Origin of the sequence: Geobacillus sp. YHL (assembly GCF_022341265.1) — a bacterium.
GTDB classification, from domain to species: Bacteria; Bacillota; Bacilli; order Bacillales; family Anoxybacillaceae; genus Geobacillus; species Geobacillus thermoleovorans.
The window spans coordinates 1-16,311 of the sequence record NZ_JAEIGB010000035.1; the positions used below are offsets into that span (position 1 = coordinate 1).

General features: G+C 53.4%; 15 protein-coding genes and 1 pseudogene. 6 read left to right on the forward strand and 10 right to left on the reverse strand.

Annotated elements, in window-relative coordinates; genetic code table 11:
* Window positions 1-227 precede the first annotated feature (227 nt).
* Window positions 228-1,481 (forward strand): sensor histidine kinase, encoded by a 1,254-nt coding sequence (locus JCR24_RS16970; RefSeq protein WP_238981072.1) that lies wholly within the window; start codon window positions 228-230, stop codon window positions 1,479-1,481.
* A gap of 49 nt (window positions 1,482-1,530) precedes the next feature.
* Window positions 1,531-2,430, forward strand: a complete 900-nt coding sequence (locus JCR24_RS16975) for a response regulator (protein ID WP_238981073.1) — start codon at window positions 1,531-1,533, stop codon at window positions 2,428-2,430.
* 327 nt (window positions 2,431-2,757) lie between these two features.
* Here the strand turns inward: JCR24_RS16975 and JCR24_RS16980 are convergent.
* Window positions 2,758-2,928 (reverse strand): annotated as a pseudogene (locus JCR24_RS16980) (MurR/RpiR family transcriptional regulator); the annotation flags it as partial.
* Between the two features lie 164 nt (window positions 2,929-3,092).
* On the opposite strand from JCR24_RS16980, the gene JCR24_RS16985 reads away from it, so the two are divergent.
* The gene (locus tag JCR24_RS16985) at window positions 3,093-3,620 is read left to right on the forward strand and encodes a YceI family protein (protein WP_014196045.1); all 528 of its coding nucleotides are present in this window, start codon (window positions 3,093-3,095) and stop codon (window positions 3,618-3,620) included.
* Between the two features lie 53 nt (window positions 3,621-3,673).
* Here the strand turns inward: JCR24_RS16985 and JCR24_RS16990 are convergent, their stop codons facing one another.
* The 5 genes from JCR24_RS16990 to shc all read right to left on the reverse strand — a co-directional run bounded on the left by JCR24_RS16990 (window position 3,674) and on the right by shc (window position 8,802).
* The gene (locus JCR24_RS16990; protein ID WP_021322426.1) at window positions 3,674-4,450 is read right to left on the reverse strand and encodes a 3-hydroxybutyrate dehydrogenase; all 777 of its coding nucleotides are present in this window, start codon (window positions 4,448-4,450) and stop codon (window positions 3,674-3,676) included.
* Entirely contained in the window at window positions 4,447-4,752 is a 306-nt protein-coding gene (locus JCR24_RS16995; protein ID WP_238981074.1) for a 4a-hydroxytetrahydrobiopterin dehydratase, read from the reverse strand. Before JCR24_RS16995 ends, JCR24_RS16990 begins: the two co-directional genes overlap by 4 nt.
* Before the next feature lie 2 nt (window positions 4,753-4,754).
* On the reverse strand, window positions 4,755-5,342 hold the full coding sequence (locus JCR24_RS17000) for a Uma2 family endonuclease (RefSeq protein ID WP_081133180.1): 588 nt from the start codon (window positions 5,340-5,342) through the stop codon (window positions 4,755-4,757).
* 122 nt (window positions 5,343-5,464) lie between these two features.
* A complete protein-coding gene (locus JCR24_RS17005) occupies window positions 5,465-6,715 on the reverse strand; it encodes an esterase/lipase family protein (RefSeq protein ID WP_238981077.1) in 1,251 nt (416 codons plus the stop codon).
* 230 nt (window positions 6,716-6,945) lie between these two features.
* Window positions 6,946-8,802 carry a squalene--hopene cyclase gene (gene shc / locus JCR24_RS17010; protein WP_238981075.1) on the reverse strand — a complete coding sequence of 619 codons (1,857 nt, stop codon included), beginning with the start codon at window positions 8,800-8,802 and terminating at the stop codon, window positions 6,946-6,948.
* An 84-nt stretch (window positions 8,803-8,886) separates the two neighbouring features.
* Between shc and JCR24_RS17015 the strand changes: the two genes are divergently transcribed.
* The 3 genes from JCR24_RS17015 (at window position 8,887) to JCR24_RS17025 (ending at window position 11,341) form a co-directional block, all read left to right on the forward strand.
* Window positions 8,887-10,038 carry a DUF2515 domain-containing protein gene (locus tag JCR24_RS17015; protein ID WP_062898682.1) on the forward strand — a complete coding sequence of 384 codons (1,152 nt, stop codon included), beginning with the start codon at window positions 8,887-8,889 and terminating at the stop codon, window positions 10,036-10,038.
* Entirely contained in the window at window positions 9,965-10,420 is a 456-nt protein-coding gene (locus tag JCR24_RS17020; RefSeq protein WP_033012777.1) for a CBO0543 family protein, read from the forward strand. Before JCR24_RS17015 ends, JCR24_RS17020 begins: the two co-directional genes overlap by 74 nt.
* Window positions 10,421-10,519: 99 nt before the next feature.
* Window positions 10,520-11,341, forward strand: a complete 822-nt coding sequence (locus JCR24_RS17025) for a rhamnogalacturonan acetylesterase (RefSeq protein ID WP_023633580.1) — start codon at window positions 10,520-10,522, stop codon at window positions 11,339-11,341.
* A 139-nt stretch (window positions 11,342-11,480) separates the two neighbouring features.
* On the opposite strand, the gene JCR24_RS17030 is transcribed toward JCR24_RS17025, so the two are convergent.
* The 4 genes from JCR24_RS17030 to JCR24_RS17045 form a co-directional block, all read right to left on the reverse strand.
* Entirely contained in the window at window positions 11,481-12,458 is a 978-nt protein-coding gene (locus JCR24_RS17030) for a bile acid:sodium symporter family protein (protein WP_238981078.1), read from the reverse strand.
* Between the two features lie 148 nt (window positions 12,459-12,606).
* Complete coding sequence (locus JCR24_RS17035; protein ID WP_069304312.1) at window positions 12,607-14,385, reverse strand: adenine deaminase C-terminal domain-containing protein; 1,779 nt, start codon at window positions 14,383-14,385, stop codon at window positions 12,607-12,609.
* 87 nt (window positions 14,386-14,472) lie between these two features.
* Window positions 14,473-14,922: an acyl-CoA thioesterase gene (locus JCR24_RS17040; protein ID WP_011231476.1), complete on the reverse strand. Its 450-nt coding sequence runs from the start codon at window positions 14,920-14,922 to the stop codon at window positions 14,473-14,475.
* Between the two features lie 24 nt (window positions 14,923-14,946).
* Window positions 14,947-16,218 carry a benzoate-CoA ligase family protein gene (locus JCR24_RS17045; RefSeq protein ID WP_238981076.1) on the reverse strand — a complete coding sequence of 424 codons (1,272 nt, stop codon included), beginning with the start codon at window positions 16,216-16,218 and terminating at the stop codon, window positions 14,947-14,949.
* Window positions 16,219-16,311 lie beyond the last annotated feature (93 nt).

The window sequence follows — 16,311 nt, forward strand, 5'->3', positions numbered from 1 at the left end:
GGTCGGGTTTGAAGTGGCACTCGATGGCATCTTGTTGGCTTATTCCTTGGTCACACTAGGGCTGGTTGAGCGCTGACACTCAACTAGCACCACGGGTTATAATAGAATTATAGATTAGGCCATGACTTTCACAAAGGCGGTGACGTCCACTGTTCCAAACGAAAAAAGAACCACTTTGGCTTCTTTTGCTTTTGCTTTCTGCTGCTGCGTTTCTAGGCGAAATGAAAATGAATCCGTTTGACAGCCCGTTTCGCGTCTCACTCGGCAGCGCCGTCTTTTTTCTCGGGCTTGTCGCCTTTACTTCCCTGCCCCCGCTCGTCATCGGCGCAAGCACCGGAGCGGTGGTCGTTGGGTTTCGCGTCTTTCTTGACTCATTGACGGGCGAAATGTCCGCTTCAGAAAGTGTGCTGACCCACATTCCGGCAGCCGGGTATTATATCAGCTTTTCAGCGATGGCGGCTGCCGTTCGTTTTCGCCATCGAATGGCCGCACCGATTCGAGCTGGAGTGGTTGGAGCGGCGCTCGACTTTTTTGCTAACGCCTGTGAACTAGGGATCCGGTATTGGATGGGGGAGCCGTTTGCCTTCAGCGGCCAAACAGTCATCGTCTTATGGTTATTCGCCATTTTGCGCAGTTTCTGCGTGATTGGCGTTTACAATATGTGGGTGACGAAGCATGTCCGCTCGCTCGCTGAAGCGAGAAAGCAAGAACTCGAGCGTCTCATTATGGTGAGCAGCGGATTATACGAAGAAATGTTTTACTTGCAAAAATCAATGGCTCTCATGGAAGACATGACGCGCCAAAGCTATGACCTTTACTCGCAGTTGATCGAACGAAAGCACGTTGAACCGCGCGTCGCCCTGGAGCTTGCCGAACATATTCACGAGACGAAAAAAGATATGCAACGCATTTTCGCCGGCCTTTCTAAGCTTATCGGCCGCCAATCGGTGCGCGGGCGCATTTCGATTGCCGAACTGTGCGCCATGGTCATTCGCGCCAATGAGAAGTACGCCAGCTTGTCCGGAAAAGCGATCACCTTTTCGTACAACGGCCATATCGATCTCATGACCGACCAACTGTATCCGCTTCTTTCCGTGTTGAACAACTTGGTATCGAATGCCGTCGAGGCGATTGAGAAAACGGGCGTCGTCACTTTGCATGCACGTCTTCGCGGAAACGAGTTAATCATCGAAGTGGAGGATACCGGCCCCGGCATTGCGGCTGATGACATCACTTGGATTTTTCAGCCCGGATTCACAACAAAATACGACCGCCAAGGCAATCCGTCAACAGGCATCGGTCTTACCCATGCACGCGATATCGCCCAAACACTTGGGGGGCATCTACAGCTCGTCAAAAGCGAGCCGGGGCAGACGGTGTTTCGTCTTGCCGTGCCGACAGCCCACCTCCTGCAAAGCACGCCGATCACAGCCGAAATGTCCGATCACGAGGCTGACCAGCAAGAAAATGCCGTGATGTAGGCAATGGCACCCATTCTGGAACTTCCAAAGAAAGGAGAGAACAAAGGACATGGGGCTTCGCTTTTTTCTCATCGAAGACGATCCCGCCGTAAGGAAGATGTTGGAAAAATTAATTGATGAATCCGAACTTGGCGAGGTGGTCGGCTGTGCCGAAGATGGACTGCACGTTCGCGCGGCCGACTTGCTTCACGTGGATGTGGTGCTCATTGACTTGTTAATGCCGGGGCGTGATGGCATTCAGACGATCAAGGCGTTGCGGGAAGAAGGATTTGCCGGAACCTTTATCATGATTTCTCAAGTTGAAAACAAAGAAATGATCGGCCAAGCCTATTTGCATGGCATTGACACGTACATTCAAAAACCGATCAACCGCTATGAAGTGCTGTCCGTGCTGAAACGCGTCGCCGATCACATGTCCGCCGTCCGCTCGCTCGAGTCAATCCGTCAAGTGCTCAAAGGGCTTGAGCCGCAAACGGCTGACACCGCCGTTTCCAAGCCGTCCGCCATGGAACAGCAGGCTGAGCAGCTTCTCCTTCTTCTCGGGGTCGCTGGCGAAGCGGGCAGCGCGGACGTGCTTCTTGTGGTGCGCTGGTTGGCAGAACAGGAAGCAAAAGGCCAGCCCGTGCGCGAACTGCCGCCGCTCAAAGAGCTGTACGCCGAACTCGTCGAGTGGGAATACGGCCTCCCCCCTGGCGAAACTGCCAAGGAAGCGCGGGCGATGGAACAGCGCATCCGCCGCCTCGTCCTGCAGGCGTTCACCCATCTCGCTTCCCTCGGCCTGACTGACTACACGAACCCGACGTTTGAGCATTTCGCACCGAGGCTGTTTGATTTCGGTGACATCCGCCGGCGGATGAACGAACTCGAACGCGGCCAAATGGAGACGGAATGCCGGATGAATGTGCGGAAGTTTTTAACGGCTTTTTTTCTCGAGCTGAAGCGCGTCTAGAAAGTTGGTGATTTAGTGAAGAAGGCTGATGGCCCCGCCTATTTTTCAATTAGAGAAACCTTGCCGGACGGGCTTGCGATTCTGATCCAACGCCGTTGATTTGCGCGCGACGCCCCGTTTTTCACTAGGCTTCTAGGGGTGGGGAATCCACCATCCCCTTCACTTCACGACCCGCAAATGCGAAAAACTTGGAACTCGGGATGATGAAGTTGCGTTTCCTGTTAAATGGCCAGTCTTCTACATGATGATGGGGCTGCCTTTAGGACAGGTCAACCTTTTTCATTCCTTATGCCAACTGCGCCGCTCTTCGCTAGCAACGAATGAGACAAAACGAACGACGCTCGCTTCGCTTGTGTCAGCCGCCTGAGCCAGTTCTTTCGTCGTCATATTCGGCACGAGCTCAGCATGATCGAGAATGTAGGCGGCTACCTTTTTTTCCGCCGGTGAAAACCGTTCCATTTGCTGTTCAATTTTCGTTAAAATGCCAAGTTCATTCATCTTTTTTCTCCCTTTCCGTCCACCGTTTCATATTCATCTTATCATGGATGGGCGTCTGTTCTTCACGCCAATAAAAACTTTAATAAAAAATATTTGAATTCGAGATATATGTTTGCTATGATAATGATGTGAATATGAATCGTATGACAAGAGGAGGAAAAACGATGACAACATTTCAACTCGACAAAGCGCACAGCTCTGTCGCCTTCCAAGTGAGACATATGATGATCTCCAAAGCGAAAGGGGAATTCACCAACTTTGACGTTGAGGTGCAAGGCGACATCAACGAACTCGAGTCGCTGAACGTGAAAGCGACGATCGACGCCGCCTCGATCGATACGAAAAACGCCGACCGCGACAATCATCTCCGCTCGGCCGACTTTTTCGATGTCGAGAACTATCCAACCATTACGTTTGTCAGTGAATCCGTGCGCAAGCTTTCCGACACGGAATATGAAGTGACCGGGAAGCTGACGATCCGCGGCGTGACGAGAACGGAAACGTTCAAAGTCGAATACAACGGCCAAGTGAAAAACCCGCTCACCGGCGGCATCTCGGTCGGTTTTGATGTCGAAGGAACGATCAACCGCGAAGACTACGGGTTGGTATGGAACGTCGCGCTCGAAACCGGCGGATTCCTCGTCGGGAAAGAAGTCAAAATCCTCGCGAGCTTTGAATTCGCTCTCAGCTGAACGACCAAGCAACAAGCCCTTAGCCATTTGCGAGGCTAAGGGCTTATTGCGCTTCATTGCGCCGTATACCCGCCATCGATCACGACCGCCTGGCCGGTGATTCCTTTCGCTTGTTCGCCTGCCAAAAAGAGAACATAATGGGCGACTTCTTCAACGGACAAGAGCCGCCGCTGCGGCACGAGCGGGTAAATCACTTCCTCGAGCACCTTCTCAAGCGGCACCTTTCTCGTCGCCGCCAAATCAGCGAGCTGATTGCGGACGAGTTCTGTGTCGACATACCCCGGACAAAGTGCGTTCACCGTAATGCCGTACGGTGCCCCTTCTAGCGCCGCCACTTTCGTTAAGCCGATCACCCCGTGTTTTGCGCTGTTGTAGGCGGCTTTTCCGGCAAACCCGATCAATCCGTTAATCGACGCCATGTTGATAATGCGGCCGTAGCGCTGCTCCTTCATCAGCGGAAACGCATGCTTAATGGCCAAAAACGGGCCGACGAGCATGACGCGGATCAACTGCTCGAACTTCTCGGTCGGAAAGTCTTCAATATTGGCGACATATTGCAAACCGGCGTTGTTCACGACAATATCGAGACGCTCCCACCGTTTGACCGCTTCATGGATCGTTTGTTTCACCTCTTCTTCCGCCGTCACATCACACTTGACGCCGACGGCCTCGCAGCCTAGCTGCCGCAACGACTCTGCCGCCTGTTCCACCTCTTCCTGCTTCAAGTCGGCAAGCACGACGTTCACGCCGTTGGTTGCCAACGTTTTCGCCACTTCATAACCGATCCCCCGCGCCGCTCCGGTGACGAGGGCTGTGCGATGCGCCATCATTCCCCTTCCCCCTGCTTCATCTGGTTATACACCTCATCATACTGCTTCGCCAAGTCAAAATCGAGCTTCGTCAGCCCTTTCGCCCGCCATGAAGACAGTTTCACGGTGATGAGCTTGTAGTCGATGGAAATGAATGGGTGGTGGTTGGCGTCTTCCGAAATCGCGGCGATTCGCCGGACAAACTCGATTCCTTGCAAGTAGTCTTGAAAACGGTATTTTTTCACAATCCACCGCTCATCGGCCAGCTTCCAGCCGTCCGCTTTTTCAAGCAGTGCTTGCACTTCCTCTTCCGTTAACCGCATCGTTATCCCTCACCCTCTATATTTTGAAATATGCCAGCCAGCGAAACCGTCAAATCAGCGAACAAAAACGAGACGAGCACATCGCCTTCGCCAAAGACGCTCCGCCTCTCATACCCTTTTTCACCGCGGCCGTACACTTCCACCGTCCGATGCAGCGGATCGACGATCCAATATTCCTTGACGCCAAACTGTTCGTACAACATATACTTTTCGTTTCGATCTTTCAACGCTGTACTTGGCGAAAGCACTTCCACTACCAAGTCAGGCGGACCATCGCAGCCTCGGCTGCCCATTTTGCTTTGATCGCAAATGACGGAGATATCTGGTTGCACGACATGCTTGGCTTGTTCATAGTCCGCCTGCTCATCAAGGCGTACATCAAATGGCGCCATGACAACCGTGCATCCTTTTTCACGAAAAAATGCCCGCAAAGCGACATACAATTCACCGACGATAGACTGGTGGACCAAGGAAGGGGTCGGTGCCATGTTGTAGGGCACGCCGTTGATCAGCTCCCACCGTCCGTCCCACTTGACATAATCTTGATACGTATACCGTCCCTTTTGCCGCTCGGGCGGCTTCACGTCCATTCCCCCATCCGCTTGCTTTACCCTTATTATACCATCGGACATCCGCGGCCGTCACACAACACCATGCGCTTTCCATAAAAAGAGCCATCCGATCGAGATGGCTTTTTCGCAAAATACTAGTTTTAAGGCCGCAAGCTCGCCAACTGCTCGGCAAGTCGCAAATAAAAGGCGCGAATATCAAATGACGGATTCGGGTCAACGCCGATGATTTCCAAATGGTCGACATTGTACGTTCCCATGTCATTCCAAACCCCTTTTTTCAACGCCCCGTCATACGGTACGATCCGATCACTTGATCCACGCTTTGGACCGTTCATGGAAACCGTATTGACAATGCCATCGTTTTCAAGCCAGCGGTCGTCAATGCCGAGCGTCGGATTGCGGTACGAACCGAGAAACGGAGCGCATACGACCGCGCTGAATGCATTCATTCCGAGTTCGGGATAATAGTTGCCTGTGAGCGCTCCGCGATACGTCCGTTCTGTGGCAAAGCTCAAATAATACGTATTCGGGCTTGCTTGCACCCATTGATTCAACTTCTCAGCTCCGGAAACGGATAAATCGTAGCGGGCGGTATCTGTCGACGTCCAAACAGGGGAGCGCTTGAGCCGTTCAAAATAATGGTCGAACGATTCACCCGGCTGGCGGCGCAGTCCCCATTGGTCGAGCTTAAAATCGTATACTTGACTCGTGTACGGCACGTTGCTGGCGACAGCCGCCGCTTCCAACACCGCTTTTTGCAAGTCAAAAAAGCGATCGGTGAAATCAACCATGTTGACAAGCGTCGTCCCGTCATGAGGAGTGGCGATGGTCGTCACGCTCAACACAAAACGATGTCCGCCTTCAAACAACGGCGACAACGACACGTTGTGCTCCTTGGCGTACTCCCGCTCTTCTTGGCTTCCGTTCTCCAGGAGCGAGACAAGCATGCGGGCCGTCTGCCCTCCTTGGCTGTGGGCGATGATATGGACGCGGCCTCCTCTTTTCAATTCCGGCAGCAACCCCGGATACGTGCGGCCAAACCGCGCATGGCCGTGCTTCGCCGCATGGGCCGCGCCATAATCGACCGTTCCGCCGACAAGCTGGGCGTACGCTTCACACGCCCGGTCCCAGTTGCTCGAGAGCGGTCCGACCGCCAGCGTATACGTTCGATAACCGTTGTCGTTCAGCCATTGTTCGATATCGCCGCGCACGCCGCCCCAGTACTTGAACCCAAACATTTCTTCTCTTCCCCAGCCAGTAAAGCCATGGAGAAGTACAATCGGCGCATCGTTGGCGCGTGAAACTGCCGCTTCAGCTCGCCCTCCCGGGACCGATAGGCCGAATACAAGCCATAATCCGAGCAACACAAACATAACCCGACAGCATTTCATCACGCTCTCCTTCTCCTCCCCTCGAATCGACTGAACCCCTTTATTCCGAATTACCTGAATATTCTATACTAAATAATCAGGCTATTCAATCCCGGCAATTGTCGGGTTTTCTGATGAGGGAAAGAGAAAAATGCACTTTTGTGCCGTCATATTTCGTTTCTCGCCGACAGCGAGAGGGTGATGCACTATGTCATGGCAGCGTTCCATCACCGCCTCGTACGGACGGTTGGCTAATCCACAAACGGTCCGAACTTTTGCTCGTAATGGGCGAGCGCCAACAGCGGAAAAATGTAGCGGTAGCCATGGTAATGGATGTAAAAGGCGCCGGCCATCCCTTGTCCGACCGGGTACGAGGCGGTCCAATCCGGGTGATGAAGCATACGGACTAGGGCGCGAACGCCGGCTTTCATTTCCGGGGTCGGCCGCTCGGCGGCAGCGATCAGTGCATCGAGCGCCCAGGCGGTATGGACCGGCGTGCTGGCGCCAAGCGGCACATACGTCTTGGCTTCGTCGCTTTTGCACGATTCACCCCAGCCGCCGTCATCGTTTTGGATGCTCAACAACCAACGGACCGCTTTTTGCATCGCCGGGTGATCGATTGGAACGCCGACGGCTGAGAGCCCGGTCACCGCCGCCCATGTGCCGTACACATAGCAAATCCCCCAGCGGCCGTACCACGCGCCGTTTCGTTCTTGATAGCTTAGCAGCCAGTCGACAGCGCGGGCGGCGGCGGGGTGGTCTTTCGTGATCCCGGTGAATGTTCCGAAATATTCGAGCGTCCGCCCGGTGAGGTCAGCGGTGGATGGATCCATCAGCAAAAACTCCGCCCCTTCGATCGGTAAATACCGCCAAAACCGTTTGCCTACGTTCTTTTCAAACGCCGCAAACCCGCCGTCATTGTTTTGCATCGAAAACAGCCATCGATTCGCCCGGTCCCACGCATGGCGGAACGCTGTCTCTTTCGCTGCCGCCTGGCGGATGGCGCGCAGCGCGGCGGTCGTATCGTCGACATCCGGGTTCATCGTATTCACATCGGAAAATCCCCAGCCGCCCGGTACGCCGTACGGGTTGTGCACCGCCCAGTCGCCGTAGCGAATGTGCTGGCGCGACAACAAATAGCGGTTCGCTTTCTCAATCGTCCGGTCGGTCGGCGGCACGCCCGCTTCCTGCAGCGCATAGCTCGCCAACGCCGTATTCCAGACGGAAGCGGTTGTATATTGCATATGCGTATGCCCATCGATTTCGGTTCGCAGTGAGCGCAAACCGCGAACAGCTCGGACAATATGCGGGTCGTCTTTTGGATAACCAAGCGCGAGCAGCGCAAAAATGAACAAAAACGTCGAACTGAAGTAGCTGTACAACGTTCCGTCCGGCTCAATATGATCAAACATATAACGGACGGCGCGTCGTTTGGCGGCATCGTGCAGTTCAGCCGGAAAACCGATCAACGCTCGCTTGATGTATGACCATAGCGCCCGGTTTTCCGGCAGCCGCCAACCTCCACGGGAAGCGGCCAAATCACACAAGTCTGGGCTTTTCGCCGTTTTCCTACTGTACCGGCGCTCCGCGGCGACGAGAAGCGGAATCATGTTCGCCCTTCCATACACGGAAAGGTCATACATATTAAGCGGAAACGACGGGGGGAGAAGGAAAAAGGCAAGCGGCAGCGGAAACCGCCTAGGCCATGGGTACTGTCCAGTCAAAGCCAGCATCACTTTTGTAAATAGATGGACGTTCTCTAAACCACCCATTTCCAAAATGCGCATTTTTGCCTTTTGCATGTGCGGATCGGTTTTTTTTCGGTAGCCGGAGTAAAGCAAGGCATAATACGCCTCGGTTGTCGCTGTCACATTGCCGTCACCTTCATCCGCAAACAGCTTCCACGCCCCGTTTGCCCCTTGCCGGCTCTCGATTCGCTCGACGAGCGCTTGAATCAACGGTTCATCATTTATTTCAAGCGTCCGTAATAAAATGATCATATAGGCGTCTGTCGAAATGCCTGTTTCAAACGGAAACCGCCACGATCCGTCGGCCGCTTGCGACCGTTTGAGCACGGCAATCAACGTGCTTCGTTCGTCGGCCACCATGCATCGCCTTCCTTTTTCACAAAATTCCGTTTCCTTCCATATTTATTCGTCTGGTGGGCGGTCGATGCACCAAAGGGGGTCACTATGCGTTGCCTGAGGCCGAAAGCGTCATCCCTTCCCCTTTCCCTTGTTGACGTCTATCGGGAATTAAAGAAAAAGCAAAAGAAAGGGTACACGATCGTATCTGAACGTGACTTAACCGCCAAAGAGCGGCAGCTCATCCGCCGCATCCGGGCGGTGACCGCGGAACACAACGAAAACAATGTGACCCGAACGGCGGCGTATCTCGATTTTTACTTGCGCCATCGCGAAATTCATTGGGCGTTTTTAGGACATATGGTGTCGCGCAACGGCGGCTGGAACATGACCGACTTAAAAGGGGAGCTGCTCATGCGGCTGCTCTCGGAAGACGAGCGGCAGTCGTTTTTCACCTTTTTGGAGCGCGGCAACTGGCTGATTTTCCAAGATATTTATCCGCAGTTTTTGCTGTATGAAGAAAGCCAAAAGTACGGCCGACCGCTCTTTTATTTATTGCCGTATGTTGGCGTTTCGACGTTTATGGAAACGATATGGAACCATTTTTGGCACCGCGGCGATCTGTACACGTTGGCCATCGCCCTCGTGATTAACGAACAAAGCTATTTGGAACGACGAGTCATTCAACATCCCGTATTTCAGCAAACCGTTTTTCAGACGCTCAAATTTCAACTACAAGAGCTGCTCCATTTCAATCACATCTTGTTCCCGCATGACGACGGCCAAGGCGGCACCGCTTTGATCGGTCAAACGCTTCATCAGTTTGAGTCGCTCCATGAACGCATTTTGCTTGGCAAACGGCTGTACTCGATTTTGTTTGACAATGAAGAAACGCTGGAAAATGCGGTGCGCTGGGCTGTCAGCCATCCGCATACCGGTTCGCGCAAAGATTATTGGCCGCACTTGTTTAACGATGTGTGCGAATCGTTTCCAAGGGAACCGTACCGCCGCCGCGTCCGCGACTGCCAAATCGTTCCCGGCGCCCCGCGCCTGTACAGCCCACAGCTTCGTCACGCGTGGAAAAACGTCGTCCATGAGGCGGCCGAACCTGGCGATTGGTTTACAGATCCGCACGTCGTCCGCTATCTTGTTAAACCGGAACAACGGATCAATGGGGAGATCGTTCATGCGTATTGTGAAACACTTGAAAAAATCGAACTGGCGATCATCGCCAAAAACGCCTTCTTCCACGCGCGCTAGGCGCCGCGCCTATCTTGCCTCGGCGCTGCTTTCCTCTTGGGCCGGGACGTATTTGGATTTGTATTTCACCGGAAAAGGGGTGTACGTCTTTCCGAAGCGCCCGTTTCCATCCCTCTTTTCGATCGATATTTTCTTTACGATGGTGGTTCTTCCGCTATGCACCGTCTTGTTTCTTTGCCTGATGGAGCGGCTTGGCCGCCTCGGACGCATTGGCTTGATCATCGCATCGGCCGCATTGATGGCAACATTCGAAACGAAAGCAGAAGCGTACGGCTTGTTCGTTCACGCCGCTCTGTGGAGGCATTCGTATTCTTTTGCTGGGTATGGCGTATTTCTCGCCGTCATCTGGAGCTTTTATCGCCGGTTTCAACGGATTGACTAGCATCGATGCGCATAAACAAGCGGCTGACAAGCCACGATAACAACGAAACGAACTGTTGGCGAAAATAGGACGAACTGTTGTTGAGTAGGAGGAACCTGTTTGAAAAGAAAACAAGCCGCTTTCTTGTGCTCCGTCATCATTGCCATCGGCGCCGTTCTAATGGCTAGGACAGCGACGAACGGAGATGCAGCCAAAGCAAGACGGGGGACGACCATTGTCATCTATTTGGCCGGCGACTCGACGGTCGCCGCCGCTCCCCGCTCCCGCGCACCGCGAGCCGGATGGGGGGAAATGCTTGACGGCTGGTTTGACGATCACGTAGTGGTCAAAAATATGGCCGCTTCTGGCCGAAGCGCGAAAAGTTTTATTGAGGAAGGGCGGCTCGAGCGCATTTTGCGGGAGCTCAAAAAAGGCGATTATTTGTTCATTCAGTTTGGCCATAACGATGAAAAGGCGAACGATCCGGCGCGTTACACCGAACCGTTCACCTCTTACCAAGCGTACTTACAACAATATATTGACAGCGCCCGGGCCAAAGGGGCGATTCCCGTCCTCATCACCCCGGTCGAACGGCGGCGGTTTTCTGCCGACGGACGGGCGCTCGATTCCCACGGACGCTATCCTGCCGCCATGAAAGCGCTCGGAAAACACGAACGTGTCCCAGTGATCGATTTGACAACGAAAAGCAAACAACGGTTTGAACAGCTTGGACCGGAACGGACGAAGCGGTGGTTTTTATGGCTTGAGCCGGGCGAACACCCCAATTATCCGAAAGGCATCAAAGACAACACCCATTTTCATCAGCGCGGGGCGAAAGAAATCGCCCGTTTGGTCGTCGAAGGCATCGTCGAACTGAATCTCCCTCTTCGCCGCCACCTCATCCGTTCGCCATACGAGACCGTTCAGCCAGGCGGTCACTAGACCACCTCAGCGGCGAAACATCGTGACACCGGCAGCGCCTCGCCTGCTTTTTCCCGCCCCCGTCCCACCTAGGGCGGGTGTGTGCTCCCTTTTTACTCCCGCTAGGCGCTGTCCGACAGCCGGCATACCGCCTGCCTCTCTACCGGGCGCTTCCGACGTATGGCGCTCTGCCGCTCGTTGGTGAATGGTACGTTTTGTTCAACAAGCGGTGGTATATGGACGCGAGCACTTGTTGAAACAGCATGCCGAGAACGACCGGCACGCTGACTGCCGGCGGAAAATACGTCATCGCGAGCACCGCGCCGGCGCTGATGTTGCGCATCCCCCCGGTAAACGTCAACGCGATGATGTCCGCCGGGGCAAATCTGAGCCAACGGGCGGTCATCCAAGAAAGAAAATAGCCAGAGCTTGCGATCACCAAGACGAGAAGCGCCATAAACAGCAATCGGCCGCTTGCATGCCCGAAATAGGGCGCGACGACCGCACTGTTGATCATGACAACAAGCACAAGCGCCAATTTGGAAAACGGCGACAATACCATGGCAAGCCGTTCATTCACCTGATTGGACAGCCGTTCGCTCACGAACATGCCGCCTAGCGACGGCAAAATGATCATAAAAAACAACCCGAGCATCATCTGCCAAACATCGATCTCAACCGCGCTCCCAGCGAACAAAAGCAATGTCAACGGCACAACGACCGGCGACAAAAACGTATCAATCAAAATGACGGACAGCGCCAACGCCAAGTTTCCCCGTCCGATCGACACCCAGATGAAGCTCGTCACCCCGGTCGGAATGGCCGTTGCCAACACAAATCCGATCACCGTCAAACGATCGCTGCCAAAAAACAGATGGCCAAGCCCAAACGCCCAAAGCGGGACGACAAGGTGAAGCAGACATAGCGCCGCAGCGATCGGACGAGGATGGATGAGCGCCTCTTTCAAATCAGCCAAACGCAGCCGCAAACTGCCGCTAAACGTCATAAACGCAAACAGCCATGGCACAAGTTCGGCATAATCGTGCAACTCTTTAGACAGCCATAAACCGATCGCCACGCTCGCCGGCGTCAGCAACGGCAACACCTTCTCAAGCCGGCGATTGATCGTTTGCCACATCGGTTTCATCTCCAAATCTCGTCATGAGCGAGGATCATCGCCTTCGATTCGTCTCCTCTTTTCATTATACATCGTCATCGTCTGATGAGAATAACCGATTTTCCATGAAACCGATGGCCGACGATTAGGCGGCCGCACGCGCTATGACTTATTTCGCTACTTTTTCCCCGATCTTTTCAGCCGGCAGCAAAATCTCGTTCCGTTTGACATCGTACAACCCGTACGGAATCAAGCGAAGGCCTGGCAAAAAGTCGCATGTTAAAAACAACAGCGTGTACAAAATATCGTGAAAAGGAAATCCACGTTTCTGGAGGACTGCAAGCAGTTCGTCATGGAAACGGACAGCCGTGTCAAACGAATGGTCGGTTGTCATCATGCCGGTAAACGGCAGCGGAATTTCCACCACTGTCTTGCCGTCATCCACGACGACAATCCCGCCACCCATCTCATACACTTTTTTCGCCGCTGCCGCCATCGCTTTCGGATTCCGGCCGATGACAAGCAGTTCGGTCGTTGTGTTGTACGTGGACGCCATGCCATCAATATCGACGGCAAACCGCTCCAAAATGGCTTTGGCTACCCATTGCCCGTTGCGGGCGATGAGCGCGGCATACAACAGCCCTGGATGCTGGGAAAGATCCGCATAGCCGTCAACAGATGGAAGAGCCACCTCTTTCCGTTCAGTAATGACATTGCTTTTAAAATACGCGACCGGCACCGGCTTGTTTGGCCCTGGATGCGGATAGTGGTATAGATGCTCGTCCTCAAGCCGCTCTTTCGCAAACAAAAACGGCTTTTTCGACACATACCGATTCCAGTCGATGGCTGGCAGCGACGCGAGCAGCTTGCCGTCGCGGGCAACGATGCTTCCTTTGGAAATGACAAGCGACGGCTTGAAAGTGACCAAATCAGGGAGCAAAATGATATCGGCGAGTTTGCCGGGGGCAATGCCGCCGATGTCATCATCAAGCCGCAAATATGTCGCTGCGTTGATGGTCGCCATTTGTAGGGCGGTCATCGGCGGCACACCGAGCTCCACGGCCTTCCGAACCAACCCGTCCACAAACCCTTCTCGCTCAATAAAACCCGGATGCGGACCGTCTGTTGTCATCGTGATTCGTTGCGTGCTGACCTTTTTCTCTGTGATCAAGCGGATGATTTCCGGGAAATCCGGGCGGAGCGAGCTATGACGAAGCGTCGTCCATAGGCCGAGCCGCAGCCGATGGAGCGCCTCTTCAGCCGTGATAGCTTCATGGCAGGCGCTGACGCCGCTTGCGGCAATGCTGTTGAGTTTCTCATACGAACAGCCGGCCGTGTGGCCATCAACGACTTTTCTCGCACGTTTCGCTGCTTCAATCGTATCGATTAAAAAAGGATCACCTTGATACAACAGCGGCCATCTTGTCACTTCCGCCGTCCCGACGACTTCATCCATCTCGAGCAGCTTTCGAATTTCCTGCGGGTCGAACCAATCACGCTCCCCTGAAAAATCAGCTTGCGACACCAAACGGACGAGCCAAAAGAAATTGCCCGGCAGCGCCCGCAAATCTTCGATCATCTGCCGAAAGCCATCGACGCCAAAATGCAAATAAAAAAACAAGTCGTCGTTCACCGTCGTCGTCGTGCCGAGCGGCAACACTTTGGCCGTCATGCTGACGGGATTGTAAATCACCCATGGGTGAGCGTGAGGCTCGATGAATCCGGGTGAAACATACATCCCCTCTGCGTCGATGACGATCGTATGTTCATCGATCGCAACTTCGTTTTCCCCGACATAGGCAATTGCATCTTGATAAATGGCGACGTTTTGACGCAAAAATTCGCTCGAATAGACGTTGGCTACCGTTCCACCCTGAATGACGATATCGGCCGGACGGCGCCCTTGCGCTACTTCAATCAACTCCGTCCGCTTCGCTGTTCGAATCATAAGCCCTTTCCCCCTTCCTCAGCTTAGAGAAAAAGCAAGCCAAGACGCAGCAAGGCGAACTTGGCTTTCCCATTCCTTTCCCATTCATTAGGCATTCAGCAACGGATTCATATGGACACATGCCCCTACTCCGTCTTCCTCCAACAACTGCCGGACATCGTCGGGAATCGGCACGGCAAACATGCGCCCGTTCTCCTCTTTCACCCATCCTCTTAACTCAAAACCGTGGCCGGTTCGCACATCTTGGCGGAACACTTCATGGCGCAGCTTGATCGTTTTCCTGTTGACTTCTTCCGCCGTTGTTTTAATCGTAATAATGTCATCGTAATATAACGGGCGCTCAAACGTACAGCCGACATCAAGCAACGGAAGAATGATATTTTGTTCTTTCATCAGTTTTGCTGGTGACAATCCTATGCTGCGGAAAAACTGATGGCCGGCAATATCAAACCATTTAAAGTAGTTGGGGTAATAGACGATGCCGGCTGCATCGGTATCGCCAAAGTTGACGCGCAGCTGAAACTCGTTTTGCTTCATAGCCGATCGTTCCTTTCGCCTCGTTCATCGTTGTTTCAATAGTTGCCGCAGTTTAAATCGCTGAATTTTTCCAGTGGCTGTTTTCGGGAGTTCGTCGATCAATTCGATGATGCGCGGGTATTTATAGTGGGCCAGATGTTGCTTTGCAAATTGCTTGAGCTCTTCTTCCTTCTCGGCTGAACGAGGAACGCCGTCTTTCAACACGACGAACGCTTTCGGAACCACCAACCCGTTTTCATTTTCCACGCCTACGACGGCCGCTTCCAACACGTCGTCATGCCGCAGCAGACAGTTTTCCACCTCGATCGGGGAAACCCAAATGCCGCCGACCTTCAACATGTCATCGGAGCGTCCGCAATACCAGTAATACCCTTCTTCGTCGCGGTAATATTTATCGCCGATATACAGCCATTCCCCAACGAATTTTTGCTTGTTTTGCTCGTGAAGGTTCCAATATCCATGGGCGATCGAGTCGCCGCGAATGATCAAGTCGCCTACTTCATTTGGCGGCAGTTCATTCCCTTGTCCATCAATGATTTTTACTTCGTAGCCCGGGACTTCTTTTCCGGAGCTGCCCGGTTTGACGTCGCCAATGCGGTTGGAAATGAAAATGTGCAACGCTTCCGTCGAACCGATGCCGTCTAAAATGTCGACCCCAAACAGCTGTTTCCATTTATAATAAAACGATGGCGGCAACGCTTCGCCAGCAGATACGCAAACACGCAATGAGCTAACATCAAAGCGCCGGCCCGTTTTTTCGACATAATCAATCATGGCGCCGTACAACGTCGGCACGCCGAAAAAAATCGTCGGCTTGTACGTTTCAATCGCCTGAAACATCACCTCCGGCGCAGGCCGCTCTTTTACAAGCACGGTCGAGGCGCCGACGCCTAACGGAAAATACATTCCGCCGCCAAGGCCATACGCGAAATACAGTTTCGACGCCGACAGACAGCGGTCATTTTCGTTGATTTCCAGCACTTGTCTGGCGTATGTGTTTAACGCATATTCCATATCGTGCTGCAAATGGATGATTCCTTTCGGATCCCCAGTGCTTCCTGAACTGAACAGCCAAAACGCTGCATCATCCTTGTTCGTCGGCGCCGCTGCCAGCTCCCGATCCGCGCAGGCGAGCAACCGATGAAAGGAAAGTGTGCCCTCGACGGAACTGTTAGCGTTTTCATGAATAACGATGACATCTTGCAAAAAGGCAAACCGCTCGCGAATCAACTGAAGGCGCTCCCATAAGTCTTCATGAATGACTAACCCTTTTGCACGGCTGTTGTTTAAAAACACGAGTGTTGATTATCCAAAATTATACATACGCCTTCCATAAATTTGGGCATACTCAAACAAAGCAGCGGCCATCCCGGATTTCCAATCGAGAGG